Annotated in this window: 15 protein-coding genes; 10 read left to right on the top strand and 5 right to left on the bottom strand. The window is 40.1% G+C overall.

From position 1 onward, the window contains the following. Window positions 1–4: 4 nt before the first annotated feature. From RI561_RS03525 to RI561_RS03510, 4 genes are all read right to left on the bottom strand, one after another. Window positions 5–442, bottom strand: a complete 438-nt coding sequence (locus RI561_RS03525) for a CBS domain-containing protein (protein ID WP_395078845.1) — start codon at window positions 440–442, stop codon at window positions 5–7. An 84-nt stretch (window positions 443–526) separates the two neighbouring features. Further along, on the bottom strand, window positions 527–1,444 hold the full coding sequence (locus tag RI561_RS03520) for an alpha/beta hydrolase (protein ID WP_395078844.1): 918 nt from the start codon (window positions 1,442–1,444) through the stop codon (window positions 527–529). Window positions 1,445–1,450: 6 nt separating this feature from the next. Continuing rightward, window positions 1,451–1,645 carry a YwbE family protein gene (locus RI561_RS03515; protein WP_395078843.1) on the bottom strand — a complete coding sequence of 65 codons (195 nt, stop codon included), beginning with the start codon at window positions 1,643–1,645 and terminating at the stop codon, window positions 1,451–1,453. Window positions 1,646–1,650: 5 nt separating this feature from the next. Beyond that, complete coding sequence (locus RI561_RS03510; protein WP_395078842.1) at window positions 1,651–2,076, bottom strand: DUF1801 domain-containing protein; 426 nt, start codon at window positions 2,074–2,076, stop codon at window positions 1,651–1,653. 134 nt (window positions 2,077–2,210) lie between these two features. Here RI561_RS03510 and RI561_RS03505 point away from each other — a divergent pair, with 134 nt between their 5' ends. The 8 genes from RI561_RS03505 to trxB all read left to right on the top strand — a co-directional run bounded on the left by RI561_RS03505 (window position 2,211) and on the right by trxB (window position 10,919). After that, window positions 2,211–3,446 carry an Nramp family divalent metal transporter gene (locus RI561_RS03505; RefSeq protein WP_395078841.1) on the top strand — a complete coding sequence of 412 codons (1,236 nt, stop codon included), beginning with the start codon at window positions 2,211–2,213 and terminating at the stop codon, window positions 3,444–3,446. Window positions 3,447–3,448: 2 nt separating this feature from the next. Next, the gene (locus tag RI561_RS03500) at window positions 3,449–4,204 is read left to right on the top strand and encodes a 5-oxoprolinase subunit PxpA (RefSeq protein WP_395078840.1); all 756 of its coding nucleotides are present in this window, start codon (window positions 3,449–3,451) and stop codon (window positions 4,202–4,204) included. Continuing rightward, on the top strand, window positions 4,179–4,886 hold the full coding sequence (locus tag RI561_RS03495) for an allophanate hydrolase subunit 1 (RefSeq protein ID WP_395078839.1): 708 nt from the start codon (window positions 4,179–4,181) through the stop codon (window positions 4,884–4,886). Before RI561_RS03500 ends, RI561_RS03495 begins: the two co-directional genes overlap by 26 nt. Beyond that, window positions 4,883–5,824, top strand: a complete 942-nt coding sequence (locus RI561_RS03490; protein ID WP_395078838.1) for a biotin-dependent carboxyltransferase family protein — start codon at window positions 4,883–4,885, stop codon at window positions 5,822–5,824. The genes RI561_RS03495 and RI561_RS03490 overlap by 4 nt, the downstream gene beginning before the upstream one ends. 98 nt (window positions 5,825–5,922) lie before the next feature. Further along, a complete protein-coding gene (locus tag RI561_RS03485) occupies window positions 5,923–7,281 on the top strand; it encodes a class II 3-deoxy-7-phosphoheptulonate synthase (protein ID WP_395078837.1) in 1,359 nt (452 codons plus the stop codon). A 245-nt stretch (window positions 7,282–7,526) separates the two neighbouring features. Then, window positions 7,527–7,955, top strand: coding sequence for an Hsp20/alpha crystallin family protein (locus RI561_RS03480; RefSeq protein WP_395078836.1), 429 nt, complete (start codon window positions 7,527–7,529; stop codon window positions 7,953–7,955). A 144-nt stretch (window positions 7,956–8,099) separates the two neighbouring features. Continuing rightward, window positions 8,100–9,560, top strand: a complete 1,461-nt coding sequence (locus RI561_RS03475) for a Do family serine endopeptidase (protein ID WP_395078835.1) — start codon at window positions 8,100–8,102, stop codon at window positions 9,558–9,560. A 381-nt stretch (window positions 9,561–9,941) separates the two neighbouring features. After that, window positions 9,942–10,919: a thioredoxin-disulfide reductase gene (gene trxB, locus RI561_RS03470; RefSeq protein ID WP_395078834.1), complete on the top strand. Its 978-nt coding sequence runs from the start codon at window positions 9,942–9,944 to the stop codon at window positions 10,917–10,919. A gap of 49 nt (window positions 10,920–10,968) precedes the next feature. Here the strand turns inward: trxB and RI561_RS03465 are convergent, their stop codons facing one another. Next, window positions 10,969–11,406 (bottom strand): DUF4342 domain-containing protein, encoded by a 438-nt coding sequence (locus tag RI561_RS03465; protein ID WP_395078833.1) that lies wholly within the window; start codon window positions 11,404–11,406, stop codon window positions 10,969–10,971. A 92-nt stretch (window positions 11,407–11,498) separates the two neighbouring features. On the opposite strand from RI561_RS03465, the gene RI561_RS03460 reads away from it, so the two are divergent. After that, window positions 11,499–13,040, top strand: coding sequence for a YifB family Mg chelatase-like AAA ATPase (locus RI561_RS03460; protein WP_395078832.1), 1,542 nt, complete (start codon window positions 11,499–11,501; stop codon window positions 13,038–13,040). A gap of 318 nt (window positions 13,041–13,358) precedes the next feature. Next, window positions 13,359–13,682, top strand: coding sequence for a transposase (locus tag RI561_RS03455; protein WP_395078867.1), 324 nt, complete (start codon window positions 13,359–13,361; stop codon window positions 13,680–13,682). Window positions 13,683–13,912 lie beyond the last annotated feature (230 nt).

Genomic DNA, 13,912 nt, shown 5'->3' with positions numbered 1-13,912 from the left:
AAATTTATCCGGGATAACCGCCGCCGATATAATCTCTGAGCGAATCAATTTCCACTTTTTGTTTGGCAATGATGGCATTCACAAGGTCACCAATAGAAATTACGCCTACTACTTCTCCCTTATTTACAATGGGCAAGTGACGTATTTTGTGTTTTGTCATGAGTTGCATGCATAAGTTAACCGTATCAGAAGAACTAACTTGAATGACTTCATCAGTCATTATTTCCTTCACGGCAGTGGTTTTTGAAGTCCGGCCTTTCAAAATTACCTTATTCCGATAATCCCGTTCAGAAATAATACCGGACAGTTGGTCGCCCTCCATAACCAAGAGGGCCCCCACATTTTTGTCAGCCATTTTAGCGATGGCATCATATACGGTGTCATCCGGTGAAACGGAATAAATATCTCGTCCTTTCTTATCTAATAAATCTTTGACATGCATAGAGTACCTTCCATAGTTAGTATTTGACTACCTGTAATAAAAGCATTTTTTGGAAATTTGCAAGCAGCTATGAAGTGCTTAAAATCAGTTAAGCCAATTAAACATTTTTTTGAAGGCATTTGCTCTTACAGCTTCTTGAGAAAGAAAGATATCATGCATGGCATTTTCTACTTCCGCGAAGGTTACATTGGGCCCTAATTTCTGCCCATAGTTTTTGATATGGTCTACATTTAAGACCATGTCGGTTTTATATACTATTTCATTCCATCTCTTTGGCCGGCTGGAGGCATCAGAATGAAGAATTAAAACAGGGATTCTAATATCCGAATGTTCTTGCAGCTTGTTCTGGGCACGGTCGATCGCATAAATCCATTTGTAATAGGCAGGAAATCCTTTGATTGGTTTCCAATCGGTATTATATATCCAGGAACCTTTTTCTTCTTCCGCTATACTGGCTCCATAATATTTTGAAAATGGTTTTTTGCGCGCAGCATATGGAAAGAAGAATGATATTACGCCTGCCAAAGGCAGAAGAAATGTTCGCTGCCAAAAATTGATGTTAAACTCCAGGAAAGGAGAATTAAGGACTAATCGACTTACCTCCGCTCGGTATTTCCCAATATTCATGTAAACACTGGCAATTAATCCCCCGGTTGAGTGTCCTAATAAAATTAACTCTTGAGAATGCTTCGAAGTAATTATCTCAATGGACCGGTTTATCTCTTCGAAATATTCGGTTATGGAACGGCAATAGTTGGGGTGTTGATGGGGGAGAATAGAACGTCCGTATTTTCTCAAGTCGAGGGCATAAAAATTATATCCGTGCTCATGAAATTGTTCAGTTACATGAGCATGGAAAAAGTAATCGTTAAAACCATGGAGGTATAAAACAGGTTGTTGCCCGTCTTTATTGAAATTAGATTCCAGCAGTGTTGCTATAACTTTACCTTCATAATCTTTACTCAGCTCTAACGTATGTTCTTTAAAATCATCGAGCCTCATGAAGTTTTACTCCAAAATTTCTTTAACTCTGCCAACTTGTCCATCCGTGAGCCTCACTTTTATTCCATGTGGGTGAGTGGAGCTATTGGTTAGAATTTTTTGAACCGTCCCATAGGTTAATTCTCCACTGTGTTGATCTTTTTTAAGTACAATGGCCACTTCCATACCCGGTTTAATTTCTGATCTGTGCGTGCCGTCCATGTTATTTAGCCCTCGGTTTTATATTTCTGTTTCATTTCTTTGACAGAAGATTCGATAAGTTGATAGAGAATATCTTCGTTGATGTCGTCTAACTTGTTGATGTACAAACAGGATTTTCCGGTTTTATGTTTCCCCAGCTCACTTAAAAGTGAATCATAATCAGAAAATCCGGACATAATATAAACCGAAATACTGTTCTTACGGTTTGAAAAACCCGCTAAAAACCAATCGCCTTCCCGACCACTTTCATATTTGTAATGATAGCTTCCAAAGCCCATGATGCTATCACCCCACATGTTGCCTTCTTCACCGGTGACTTCCTTCATCATCTGGTAGATTTTTCGGCAGTCCTTAGCTCGTTGGGGATCATCAATATTATTGAGATATGACTCTACGCTCGCGTTATTTTTCTTGGTCTTTAAATCTGCCATGTTAATTGGATTTTTGTTGTTGGTTCAGGAATCTAATACCAAAATCTATAAGTTCCTGCAAGTCAGTTTATTGAGTGTGTGTTTTTCATTTTTTTTGTTTGGGATTTTGTCTCCTACATACTATATACTCAGTCATGAATAATCCACTAAAAAAATATTTTGGTCCCAGCACCTTGGTGGCTGCGGCTTTCATAGGACCGGGAACCATCACCGTTTGCACCCTTGCGGGGTTAAGGTCAGGATACATGCTTTTGTGGGCACTTCTTTTTTCGGTGATAGCAACTATTATACTACAAGAGATGACTGGGCGGATGGGGATCATTACCCAGAAAGGCTTTGGGGAAGCTATCCGTGAACAGCTGAAAAACCCAATTTTGAAAGTATTGGGAATGCTGTTGGTTTTAAGTGCCATAGTGGTTGGCAATATTGCCTATGAAGGTGGCAATATATCCGGCGCAGTTTTAGGATGGGAGGAGTTTTTCCCGGGGCTAAATTATACATTGCTTGGTGTAGAACTTAAGCTAACCTCCGTGTTGGTTGGAGTCGTCGCTTTTTGGCTGCTGTTTTCCGGAAGTTTCAAGCGGATTGTTAACGTGATGACCGTGTTGGTGGGATTAATGAGTATTGTATTTGTAACAACGGCAATCGTCATTCAACCGGATATACCTGCCATACTGAAAGGGTTATTTATTCCGAAAGCCTCTGGTGAAGAACTTTTGACTGTGATCGCTTTAATAGGAACTACTGTAGTACCCTATAATCTGTTCTTACATGCTTCTACCGTGCAAGAACGATATTCTCACTACTCTGAACTTTCTACAATGCGGGTTGAGAATGCAGTTGGAATTATACTCGGAGGAATAATTTCCATGTGTGTGGTAATTACCAGTGCTGCAGCTGCAGATGGAAGTTTGTCAGAAGTGCAAAGTGCAGCCGATATGGCTCAGCAATTAGAGCCACTCTTAGGGACTTGGGCCAAAAGTTTTATGGGAATTGGGTTGTTTGCCGCGGGCATCACCTCTGCCGTTACGGCTCCTCTTGCCGCCGCTTATGCCACAAAAGGGCTTTTGGGATGGAGTGGTGGTTTAAAAGATTTAAAATTTCGGTTTGTTTGGATCGTAGTATTAATAGCCGGAGTTGCTTTTTCTGCCTTAAGTATTAACCCTGTCCGGCTAATTGAATTTGCACAAGTAGCCAATGGAATTACACTGCCGGTGATAGCTGTTTTCTTATTGTACATCATGAACAACCCCATGTTATTAGGCTCAAACAGAAATTCAGCCCGACAAAATATCATGGGTGCCATTGTTATTTTGGTAACGCTTTTAGTTGGATTCAGAAGCTTAAATTCAGTTTTTAACTTTTTATAGATATGATTTCTAAGATAGATTTAAATTGTGATTTAGGTGAATTTTATGGGATATATGATGAAAAGCGTGATTCTCAAATCATGCCTTATATTACAAGCTGTAATATTGCTTGTGGCTTTCATTCCGGAGATCCTGTAACTATAGCAAAAACCATCAATTTGGCAATGAAAAATGAGGTAGCCATTGGGGCTCATCCCTCTTATCCGGATTTACAGGGATTTGGGCGCAGGGTCATGAATTTGAGTGCGGAAGAACTTGAGGATTGTGTGTTATATCAGGTTTCGGCTTTGAAGGGAATGACAGAATCTTTTGGGGGAGAACTTCATCACGTTAAACCACATGGTGCTCTATATAATCATGCTTCACAAAATGAGTCAACAGCTATAGGCATTGTAAAAGCTATCGTTCGGGTTAAAAAAGATATGTTGCTATATGCTCCTGCGGAATCAGTATTAAGTGAAGTGGCAGAGGATGCAGGACTTCGGGTTCGTAAAGAAGTGTTTGCCGACCGTAGGTATGAAAATGATTTAAGTCTCCGATCCAGGAAATTAGAAGGGGCTGTTATCGAACAAAAAGAGCAGGTGCTTAAACAAATTGCTGCTTTTTTAGATGGGATGGTTTACACCTACGATGGGTTGGATTTGCCTATAGAAGCTGAAACAATTTGCTTACATAGTGACACGGAAGGGGCAGCAGAATTAGCCAAAGAAATAAATGAGTTCCTAAATAAACATGATGTCGACATCACTGCGGATTAATGGTCGTAATTGGGAAGTTTCTGCCTTAGATGAGAGAACTCTGCTGATAGGGCCTGCCGATAAAGTGGATATACTGTCGGGCATTCACGAAACTACTAAGCTGCTTGAGCAATGCGATATATCTGAGATTTTAGATATCATACCTGCATATCAAAGTATTGCCCTCGTTTTTGATCACGTTGTCATTGATGTAAAGGATGAGATCCGTTCTCTCCAAAAGCAACTAAGTACTGAATTTTCTCAAATTTCACCCCCGAAAAAACATGAAGTACTGGTTTGCTATGAATTAGGTTTGGACTGGAAAGAGGTAGAATCTCATACCGGCTTGAACAGAGAGGAAATTATTAAAAAGCATTCTGAGACAGAATATAGTATAGCAACCATGGGTTTTACGCCCGGCTTTGTGTACCTGGAAGGTATGCTTGCATCCATTTCAACTCCACGAAGACAAAACCCACGAACCAAAATTCCTGCAGGGTCGGTTGGAATTGGAGGTTCCCAAACGGGATTTTATGGATTAGAAAGTCCGGGTGGCTGGCAGATAATAGGACGCACACCAAACACCTATTTCCGGGTTGGAGATTATCCCCCGACACCATTCAGTGTGGGAGATAAACTGAGGTTTACCCCCATTTCAAAGCAAGAGTTTGAAAGTCTTGAACAAGAAAATAGATTATCATGACTGGGCAGTTAGAAATACTGGAAGGCGGCTTACTTACTACTATTCAGGACCAAGGGAGGTTTGGTTATCGAAAATATGGAGTTCCTGTTTCCGGCGCTGTGGATAGCCATTCTGCTGAATTGGCAAATTGGCTGGCAGGGAATTATAAAAAAGCTCCTGTGATAGAGTGTACTTTAATCGGACCTACTCTCAAATTTAACAGTGATGCTGTTATTGGGATTTCAGGCTCAGGAGGTGCTGTACATTTAAATGGAGATGAAAGAGTTATAAATGAAACAATTAGAGTGAAAACAGATGATGTGCTAAAGATTGGCCATTTGGAAAAAGGATGCAGGCTTTATATTGCTATAAAAGGTGAATGGGAATTAGAAAGCATGATGGGGAGTTTTTCTACTTGTTTGCAGGCAATTTTTGGAGGGTATAGTGGTAGGAAGTTGAAATCGGGAGATAGTATTTGTTGGGAGTGCGAGGAAGATGATACAGCAAAACGTAAAACTCCCAAAAAACTGATTCCTCACTTTTCAACCCGACAATTAATTAGGATAATGCCGGGGCCGGAATGGAATTGGATAAGTGAAGACGAGCAATTCAAATTTTTAGATACCGATTTCTCAATTTTGGATAGTAGTAACCGGATGGGAGTGCGGTTAAAAAGCTTGGAAAAAATTACTCTTCAGAAAGATAATATGAAATCAGGCCCGGTTGTGCCGGGCACCATACAACTTCCACCTAATGGAAACCCAATTATACTAATGAATGATGCTCAGTCGGTTGGCGGATACCCAAGGATTGCAAAAATAGCAGAGGCCGACGTTTGGAGACTTGGACAACTTTGGAAAGGAAACAAAATAAACTTTAGTTTAATAGAACGAGATAAAGCAATACAATTATTGAAATATTTAAATAATCTGAAAAAAGACCTGCTTGCAGATCAATAGAAAGAGCAGAAATACTATTAAAAAGTTAATCTATAAAAAGCTCAGCAATCGGCATAAAAAACCAATAATTTTGAGCTCATTTAAATAATATTATAAAAATGTCTGAAGTAGCACAAAAAGACTGGAATCCACTTTCCTGGAAAGAAAAACCCGTAAAGCAATTACCAAAATATCCGAACCAAGATAAGCTGGAAGAAAACTATAAAACGCTAAAGTCTTTACCTCCTTTGGTGACAAGTTGGGAGATTGAAGTCCTTAAGGATAAACTCTCCAATGTTGCTGCCGGGAATTCATTTTTACTTCAAGGGGGCGATTGTGCTGAGAGTTTTGATGCCACTACCGCTCCGAAAATTGTAAACATGGTGAAGGTATTGCTTCAAACCAGTTTCATCCTGATTCATGAGATGGGAGTGCCTGTTCTTAGGGTGGGACGCATGGCCGGACAGTATGCAAAACCCCGCTCCAGTGATTTTGAAATGGTGGATGGTGAAGAAATTCATAACTATCGCGGAGATTTGATCAACGGATTTAAATCTGAATCAGGAACTCGAATTCCCGATCCCGACCGACTTATAGAGGGATATCACAAAGCAGGTTTAACGCTGAATTTTTTAAGAGCATTAGCTGATGAAGGATTTGCGGATCTGCATCATCCCGAACAGTGGGAGCTGGATTTCATGCAGAATAACGAATACTATAAGGAATATGAGGACATGGTTTCGTCCATCACAAAGGCGGTACGTTTTGTAGAATCCATTGCCCCTGATACCTTTTCCACTTTACAAAAAGTTGACTTTTATACTTCCCACGAAGCACTGAATTTATACTACGATTCCGCTCAAACCCGCCCGGTTCCTCGTAAAAAGGGGCACTTCAATCTAAGTGCACATATGGTTTGGTTGGGTAACCGAACCAGGGATTTAAACGGGGCACATGTAGAATATTTTAAAGGGATCAATAATCCGGTAGGGATTAAAATTGGCCCTCCTTTTGAAATAGATGAGACTCTGAAGCTGATTGAAACGTTAAATCCTACTCACGAAGCCGGTAAAATTGTGCTAATAACCCGGTTCGGAAAAGATAATATTGAACGACAACTTCCTGAATTGATCAGAGCAGTTCGTAAAGAAGGATTCCCGGTAGTTTGGAGCAGTGATCCCATGCATGGAAATACCTTTAGCACCAATGGAGGTGTCAAAACCCGTAATTTTGATGACATCCTGAGTGAAGTCCGATCCGCTTTTGATATTCATAGAGCTGAGGGAAGTTATCTTGGGGGAGTCCACCTTGAACTTACCGGAGATAACGTAACCGAATGTGTAGGTGGAGCGAAAGGATTAAATGAAAAAGAACTCGACCGGAATTACGAAACGTTCTGTGACCCTCGCTTGAATTATGAGCAAAGTCTTGAAATGGCCTTTTTAGTAGCCCGGGAATGGAAGAAAAGCTATCTATAACCAATAGAGTTGAAGAATTGCTAAGTTATCTTCCTGCATGCTGAGCACGATGGCTATATGACATTTTAGACATCAACTCTGACACCCTTTTGCTTTCGGTGTGCCAACCTTTCCTTTATGAAATTTCAATCTGAAATTTCAGCACATCCAATTTGTCCGTCTGTCAGTATTCACCCTACCCAGTGGAGTTGGCATATCCATTGCATAATTAAAAGTGAATTTTAAGAAAAAAGACGAGGCATATTATGGCACTAATCAATTATACACGACCCAACAGAGATCTTCAGTCCAAAAATTTTAGTGATATTTTGGATGAATTTTTCAATGAATCACTGAACTATCGCAACGATTCATTTATGCCAAGTGTAGATATCTCTGAAACTGAGGACAATTTTGAAGTTTCAGCAGCATTACCCGGCATGAATAAAGAAGACATCACTGTTGATCTTGAAAATGGACGTTTAACCATCAGCGGTGAACGTAAATTTGAAAACGAGGAAGAAGGTAAAAACTTTCACCGCGTTGAATCTAAATACGGGAAATTTAAGCGGTCATTTCAACTACCGGATACAATAAACGAGGATAGCATCGTTGCAAAGTATGAAGATGGTGTCTTAAATATCACTATCGAAAAAAGTGAAGAAAAAGTTAAGAAGCAGATCAAGATCTCATGAACTTGATCAATATGGTTAAGGAACCGGAGCTCCATGATCGGAGCTTCGGTTTCTTTTTATTGATTGTAAAGAATAGTAGATACACACAATTTTCTGGGCTTCTGCCGTTTAATAACAGCAAACAATCATAAAATAAATTAAGAGATGAATACAACAGTAAAAAATATATTTGGAGTAGCTGCGGCCATTTTGGTTTTACTTGGCTTAAATGTAGCTACCAATTCTGATACCATCACCCTTCCGGATTATGACACCAAAGTAGAGTCAGCTGAAGAACGTCCGGTTGCTTCGCTAAGTGATTTTAATAATGCGATTGTAGACATAGCAGAAAAAACGAATCCTGCTGTAGTCACAGTTAAAACTAAAAGGACAGAAGAAGTACGAGTTATAAATCCATTTTCACAGTTCTTTGGAAATCCAAGAGGAGAAACAAGAGAACGTGAACAACGTGGATTAGGCTCTGGGGTAATCGTTTCTGAAGAAGGATACGTTTTGACTAATAACCACGTAATCGCAAATACAGATGAAATAACAGTACGGATGTATGATGGGGATGAAGTAGAAGCAGAGCTCGTGGGTACCGATCCTCAAACAGATATCGCAGTTCTAAAAATTGATGTTGAAAATCTACCGACGGTAAAATTGGGAAACAGTGATAATCTTAAAGTTGGATCTTTAGTGTTGGCAATAGGTAGTCCATTAAGTGAAGATCTTGCTCATACTGTTTCATTTGGAATCGTTAGTGCGCGTGGCCGCTCATTGAATAATCTGACTTTTTATGGAGATTACATACAAACCGATGCAGCCATCAATCCCGGAAATTCCGGTGGAGCATTGATTGATGTAAATGGACAGTTAGTAGGTATTAACTCTGCTATAGCATCTCGCTCAGGGGGTAATGAAGGAATTGGATTCGCCATACCGGTAAATCTCGCGGAGCGAATTATGAATGATCTGATTGAAGATGGCGAGGTTAGCCGTGGTTACCTTGGAATGACCCTCGGTGGCGAAGTGGATCAAACTATGGCACGCGGGTTAGGTCTCGATGACGTTCGAGGTGTTTTAGTCGGACAAGTTGAAGAAGACAGCCCGGCAGAAGAAGCAGGATTGCAGGCAAGAGATATAATAGTTTCTCTCAATGGTGAAGAGGTTAAAGACTGGGACAGTTTCAGAACTAAAATTGCTTCCAAGAAGCCAAATGATACAATAGAATTGGGCATAATTAGAGTCGGGGAAAGATTGGAACTTGAAGTGACCTTAGGTAAAAGAAACGATGAAATGATTGCCCAAGCTCCTGAATCATCCCAAAGTTTAGAAGAGCAGCTTGGATTTTCAGTAAATAGTCTAAATAGTGAATTAAGAAATCAATTAGATTTAGGCAACGATATTGAAGGTGTAGTTGTTATGAACATACAGCGGTCAAGTTCTGCCTATGAAAGAGGACTTAGAAGAGGGGATGTAATCACAGCTGTTAAACAAACTAAAGTTTCAACATCAGAAGAATTTTATGAAGAAGTTGAGACTGCAGTCGCAGAGGGTGATCAAGTAATTCTACTGACAGTATTAAGAGACAATTTAATACAGTACTTAGCGTTTGAATTATAACAATAGCCCCCAAGAATTTTGTACCCCGAAAACCTAAACCTTGATCCCTGATACGGATCAGGGTTTATTCTATAAGGATGATTAATATTATCTAATAATCACTATGAAGATTTACCAAAAATTACATTGATTTTTTCTAAACATTTCTTATCATTGTATCACTTAGAGATTTAGAAAATTTTTGTACCCCGAAAAACCCAAACCCTGAGCTCTGATACAGTTCAGGGTTTTTTTATTTTGTTCCATATCGCATTTCTTTTTTTGGATTATTTTATTGCTTTAAAATAAACTCACTCTATAGAATACATAGAAAATAAGAGCCCTCTTTTTGTAAGATAAAGCCGTATTTTTTGCGTGAGAATAGAAAAACAAAATATGATTATGGAAGATATCGCAGGAAAAACTTTTGAAGTAGTAATTGTTGGAAGCGGCCCAGCCGGATTAACTGCCGCACTTTATGCCGCACGGGCAGATTTGAGGCCCATAGTTTTTGAAGGGCCTGAACCCGGTGGACAGCTAATGACTACCACCGATGTTGAGAACTTCCCAGGATACCCTGAAGGGGTTATGGGGCCCAAAATGATGCAGGATTTCCGGGAACAAGCTTCACGCTTCGGAGCAGATTGTCGTTATGGATATGTAACGGATATTGATTTCAGTAAAAAGCCTTATAAAGTAACTGTAGATGAGAAAACAGAAGTATATGCGCATTCCATCATTGCTTCAACAGGAGCTTCAGCAAAGTGGCTCCATCTAGAAAGTGAACAGAAACTACGTGGTAAAGGTGTTTCAGCTTGCGCTACATGTGACGGTGCTTTTTTCCGTGATCAACATGTAATAGTAGTTGGGGGTGGTGATACAGCTATGGAAGAGGCAACTTTTCTTACAAAGTTTGCCAGTAAAGTGTCTGTTATTCACCGTCGTGATGAACTTCGTGCCTCTAAAGCTATGCAACAACGGGCATTCAATAATGACAAAATTGAATTCATGTGGGATAGTGAGTTAATTGAAGTTCTGGGAGATCAGGTGGTTGATGGAGTAAAGATTAAAAACAATGAAACCGGTGATATTACCACTTTAGATGATGTGACCGGTGTTTTTATAGCCATCGGCCATAAGCCAAACACTGACCTGTTCAAAGGGGTAGTTGAAATGGATGATGTAGGCTACATTCAAACCAAAGGACAGTCAACAGTGACCGACCAACCCGGGTTATTTGCATGCGGAGATGCTATGGATGCGGTTTATCGTCAGGCGGTAACGGCAGCAGGCACAGGATGTAAAGCTGCCCTGGATGCTGAAAAATATTTAGGTGAGCTGGAAAGTGAAGAAGCAATCGCTGAGTCCCATTGGAAGTAAGGGGAATAAGGGAATAAGGGTTTTTTAATTTTCCTTATTCCCTTATTTACTAATCACTATTTTTCTTCTTACCTACCGTTTTTTCTTCTTTCTCCTCTTCTTCCGTGTCTGATTCTTTTTTAGCCTTTTTCTCAGGTTCTTCCTGCTCATCCTCATCTTTGATATCGATAAACTCGGCATCTACCGAATACTCGTCATCTTCATCGGTAACTTCACGCTCAACGATAATTTGATAGTCGTTGATAAACATAGCAAACATTCCAATTGCGGAAATAACAGGTGCCATGGCTGCAGCTAAGGTAACTCCACCAACCCCCATGGTTAAGTTGGTCTGAAATTTAATTTCACCTTCTTTGTCTTTTATAATCAGCTTACGGGCACTCCCTTCTTTGATCATTTTTCGAATCTGGCTTATAACTTCATTTACACCACCTTGAATCTCTTGGTAAATGGTTTTTGCCTTGGCTTTAGCTTCTTCTTTTTTCATGATATGTACGATTTATGAAATTTTTTTGTAAGGAATTGCTTTCTCACCGCTCTTACTACGTAAAGATAACATAAAAGATTCAGGTATTAATTATGCTTTCAAGAGTTTATTGCGCATCCACTGTAGGGGTGGATGCTAAAATTATCGACGTAGAAACCCATCACACCAATGGTATGCCTAAATTTTTCATGGTAGGATTACCCGACCGTGCGGTAAAAGAGGCACGCGACCGGGTAGAAGCTGCCATCCGAAATACGGGTTCGTATTATCCCATCGGAAGAATCACGGCTAACCTAGCCCCGGCCGATCTCCCAAAAGAAGGAAATGGATTTGATTTACCGATTGCTATTGGCATTCTAAATATGTCAGGTCAACTTCATACCGATAAGTTGGATGATACCGTAATGTTGGGAGAGTTGGCTTTGGATGGCATAATTCGACCGGTAAAAGGAGTACTTCCTGTAGCTGTAGAGGCTGCTAAAAAAGGATACAAAAATTTAATAGTTCCCAAACAAAATGGAGGTGAAGCGGCGGTAGTGGAAGAGTTAAATGTGTTTCCATTCGAACATCTCAACCAAGTTAAAGACTGGTTAGAAAATCGGGGCAGCATGGATCCCCTTCGAAGTAACGTTCAGGAATATTTTCATCAGAATGGAAAACTAAATCCACTGGATTTCAGTGATGTGCGGGGACAGGAGAATGTAAAACGTGCTTTAGAGATTGCAGCAGCCGGGTCACATAATGTTATTATGGTCGGTCCACCGGGTTCTGGTAAAACGATGATGGCTCGGCGTATCCCGACAATTCTTCCTCCGCTAACCTTGGAGGAGGCACTTGAGACTACTAAAATTCATTCTGTTTCCGGGTTATTGGAATCTGGAAAGGCGCTGATTACCAAGCGGCAATTTCGGTCTCCACATCACACCGTTTCTGATGTGGCTTTAGTTGGCGGAGGAAGTATTCCCATGCCCGGTGAAATTTCAATGGCACATAATGGCGTATTGTTCTTGGATGAATTGCCGGAATTCAAGAGAAGTGCATTAGAGGTTATGCGTCAGCCGCTGGAAGATGGCTGTGTATCCATCTCTCGGGCGCGAATGAGCGTAACTTACCCTAGTCGTGTGATGTTGGTGGCATCGATGAATCCATCTCCATCAGGGGATTGGTACGACCCTCATGAGATGAATGGAGCCACCTCCCAGCAAATGCAGCGGTACCTGAGCAAGATAAGCGGTCCGCTTTTGGATCGTATTGATCTGCATATTGAAGTGCATAAAGTGAGTTATGAAGAACTTTCAGGAAAAGCGAAGGGAGAATCCTCTAAAGATATTCGGGAACGAGTGGTGGATGCTCGGGAAATACAATCAAAACGGTTTATGGGGGTGAAAGGCGTGTACAGTAATGCGCAGATGAGCACCCGAATGGTTCGCAAAATGTGCAAGCTGGATGATGCCGGTTCCCAGATTCTCAAAAAAGCCATCACTTCACTTGGACTTTCAGCCCGCGCATACGACCGAATCCTCAAAGTGTCTCGCACCATCGCTGATTTAGATCACTCTGAAGACATTAAATCAAACCACGTAGCAGAGGCGATTCAGTATCGAAGCTTAGATAGGGAAGGGTGGTTAGGGTAGTGAATATCGAATATTGAACAAGAAATATTGAATTATAAAAAACAGGTCTAAAGACCTTCGCTTGTAAATTACAGAGGTAGTTTAAAATTATGTTTTTATAGTAATTAAAATGGTGCAATGAGCAAAAAGGTCTTCACCATTATGAAAATAAATAAGCCAAGGCCTTCAGGCCTGTAAAATTAGAAAACAATGCCACAATCATTTTCAAATCATTGGATCCATTGTATTTGGAGAACTAAAAATAGTCGAAGGTTCTTACTAAAATCTTTCAGGTATAGGCTCTTCAAACACATGAAAAATTACGCTTAAGGAAATGACATCTACTTAGATATAATTAATGGAGTCGAAGATCATGTCCATTGTCTAATTAGACTCAAAACCACACAGTGTGTTGCTGATGTGATTGGTGTTTTGAAAGGTGAAACGTCTTTTTGGCTTAATAGGAATGTAATACTTGATGAGCATTTTGATTGGCAGGATGGCTATGGTGTAATCTCAGTTTCACCAAGAGAAGTCAATGGAATTCGAAAATACATTTATAATCAGGAGGCACATCATGGTGATATGTCGCTTAATGAAGAATTCAAAAAACTCAATTTTACAAAGGAAATAAACAAGCCAAGGCCTTCAGGCCTGAGTTGAGGAAAATAAAATTCCTTGTTCAATATTGAATATTCGATATTCAATTGCCATTTACTGATTCATAGGAACAAATAGCACAAAATTTAGATAGTAATAAGTATAAAATAAGGTTAATGAGTTTCAAGGAGGTAGCTATGAAAAACAGAAAAGCATATTGGAGAGGGGGATTGGTATTCAGTTTACCGGTATTGATCATCTTGGTGTATTTACTTTTGGTACTTTAAAAACAG

The sequence above is a fragment of the Gracilimonas sp. genome, from assembly GCF_031581265.1.
In the GTDB taxonomy this organism is placed as follows: Bacteria; Bacteroidota; Rhodothermia; order Balneolales; family Balneolaceae; genus Gracilimonas.
The sequence above is the reverse complement of the archived record's forward strand: the minus strand, read 5'-3'. Positions and strand labels throughout refer to the sequence as shown.

What these genes read in the sequence shown, in the direction of transcription:
- RI561_RS03525 (WP_395078845.1), bottom strand. Translation starts at nt 442, where the DNA reads ATGCATGTCAAAGATTTATTAGATAAGAAAGGACGAGATATTTATTCC.
- RI561_RS03520 (WP_395078844.1), bottom strand. Translation starts at nt 1,444, where the DNA reads ATGAGGCTCGATGATTTTAAAGAACATACGTTAGAGCTGAGTAAAGAT.
- RI561_RS03515 (WP_395078843.1), bottom strand. Translation starts at nt 1,645, where the DNA reads ATGGACGGCACGCACAGATCAGAAATTAAACCGGGTATGGAAGTGGCC.
- RI561_RS03510 (WP_395078842.1), bottom strand. Translation starts at nt 2,076, where the DNA reads ATGGCAGATTTAAAGACCAAGAAAAATAACGCGAGCGTAGAGTCATAT.
- RI561_RS03505 (WP_395078841.1), top strand. Translation starts at nt 2,211, where the DNA reads ATGAATAATCCACTAAAAAAATATTTTGGTCCCAGCACCTTGGTGGCT.
- RI561_RS03500 (WP_395078840.1), top strand. Translation starts at nt 3,449, where the DNA reads ATGATTTCTAAGATAGATTTAAATTGTGATTTAGGTGAATTTTATGGG.
- RI561_RS03495 (WP_395078839.1), top strand. Translation starts at nt 4,179, where the DNA reads ATGATGTCGACATCACTGCGGATTAATGGTCGTAATTGGGAAGTTTCT.
- RI561_RS03490 (WP_395078838.1), top strand. Translation starts at nt 4,883, where the DNA reads ATGACTGGGCAGTTAGAAATACTGGAAGGCGGCTTACTTACTACTATT.
- RI561_RS03485 (WP_395078837.1), top strand. Translation starts at nt 5,923, where the DNA reads ATGTCTGAAGTAGCACAAAAAGACTGGAATCCACTTTCCTGGAAAGAA.
- RI561_RS03480 (WP_395078836.1), top strand. Translation starts at nt 7,527, where the DNA reads ATGGCACTAATCAATTATACACGACCCAACAGAGATCTTCAGTCCAAA.
- RI561_RS03475 (WP_395078835.1), top strand. Translation starts at nt 8,100, where the DNA reads ATGAATACAACAGTAAAAAATATATTTGGAGTAGCTGCGGCCATTTTG.
- trxB (WP_395078834.1), top strand. Translation starts at nt 9,942, where the DNA reads ATGGAAGATATCGCAGGAAAAACTTTTGAAGTAGTAATTGTTGGAAGC.
- RI561_RS03465 (WP_395078833.1), bottom strand. Translation starts at nt 11,406, where the DNA reads ATGAAAAAAGAAGAAGCTAAAGCCAAGGCAAAAACCATTTACCAAGAG.
- RI561_RS03460 (WP_395078832.1), top strand. Translation starts at nt 11,499, where the DNA reads ATGCTTTCAAGAGTTTATTGCGCATCCACTGTAGGGGTGGATGCTAAA.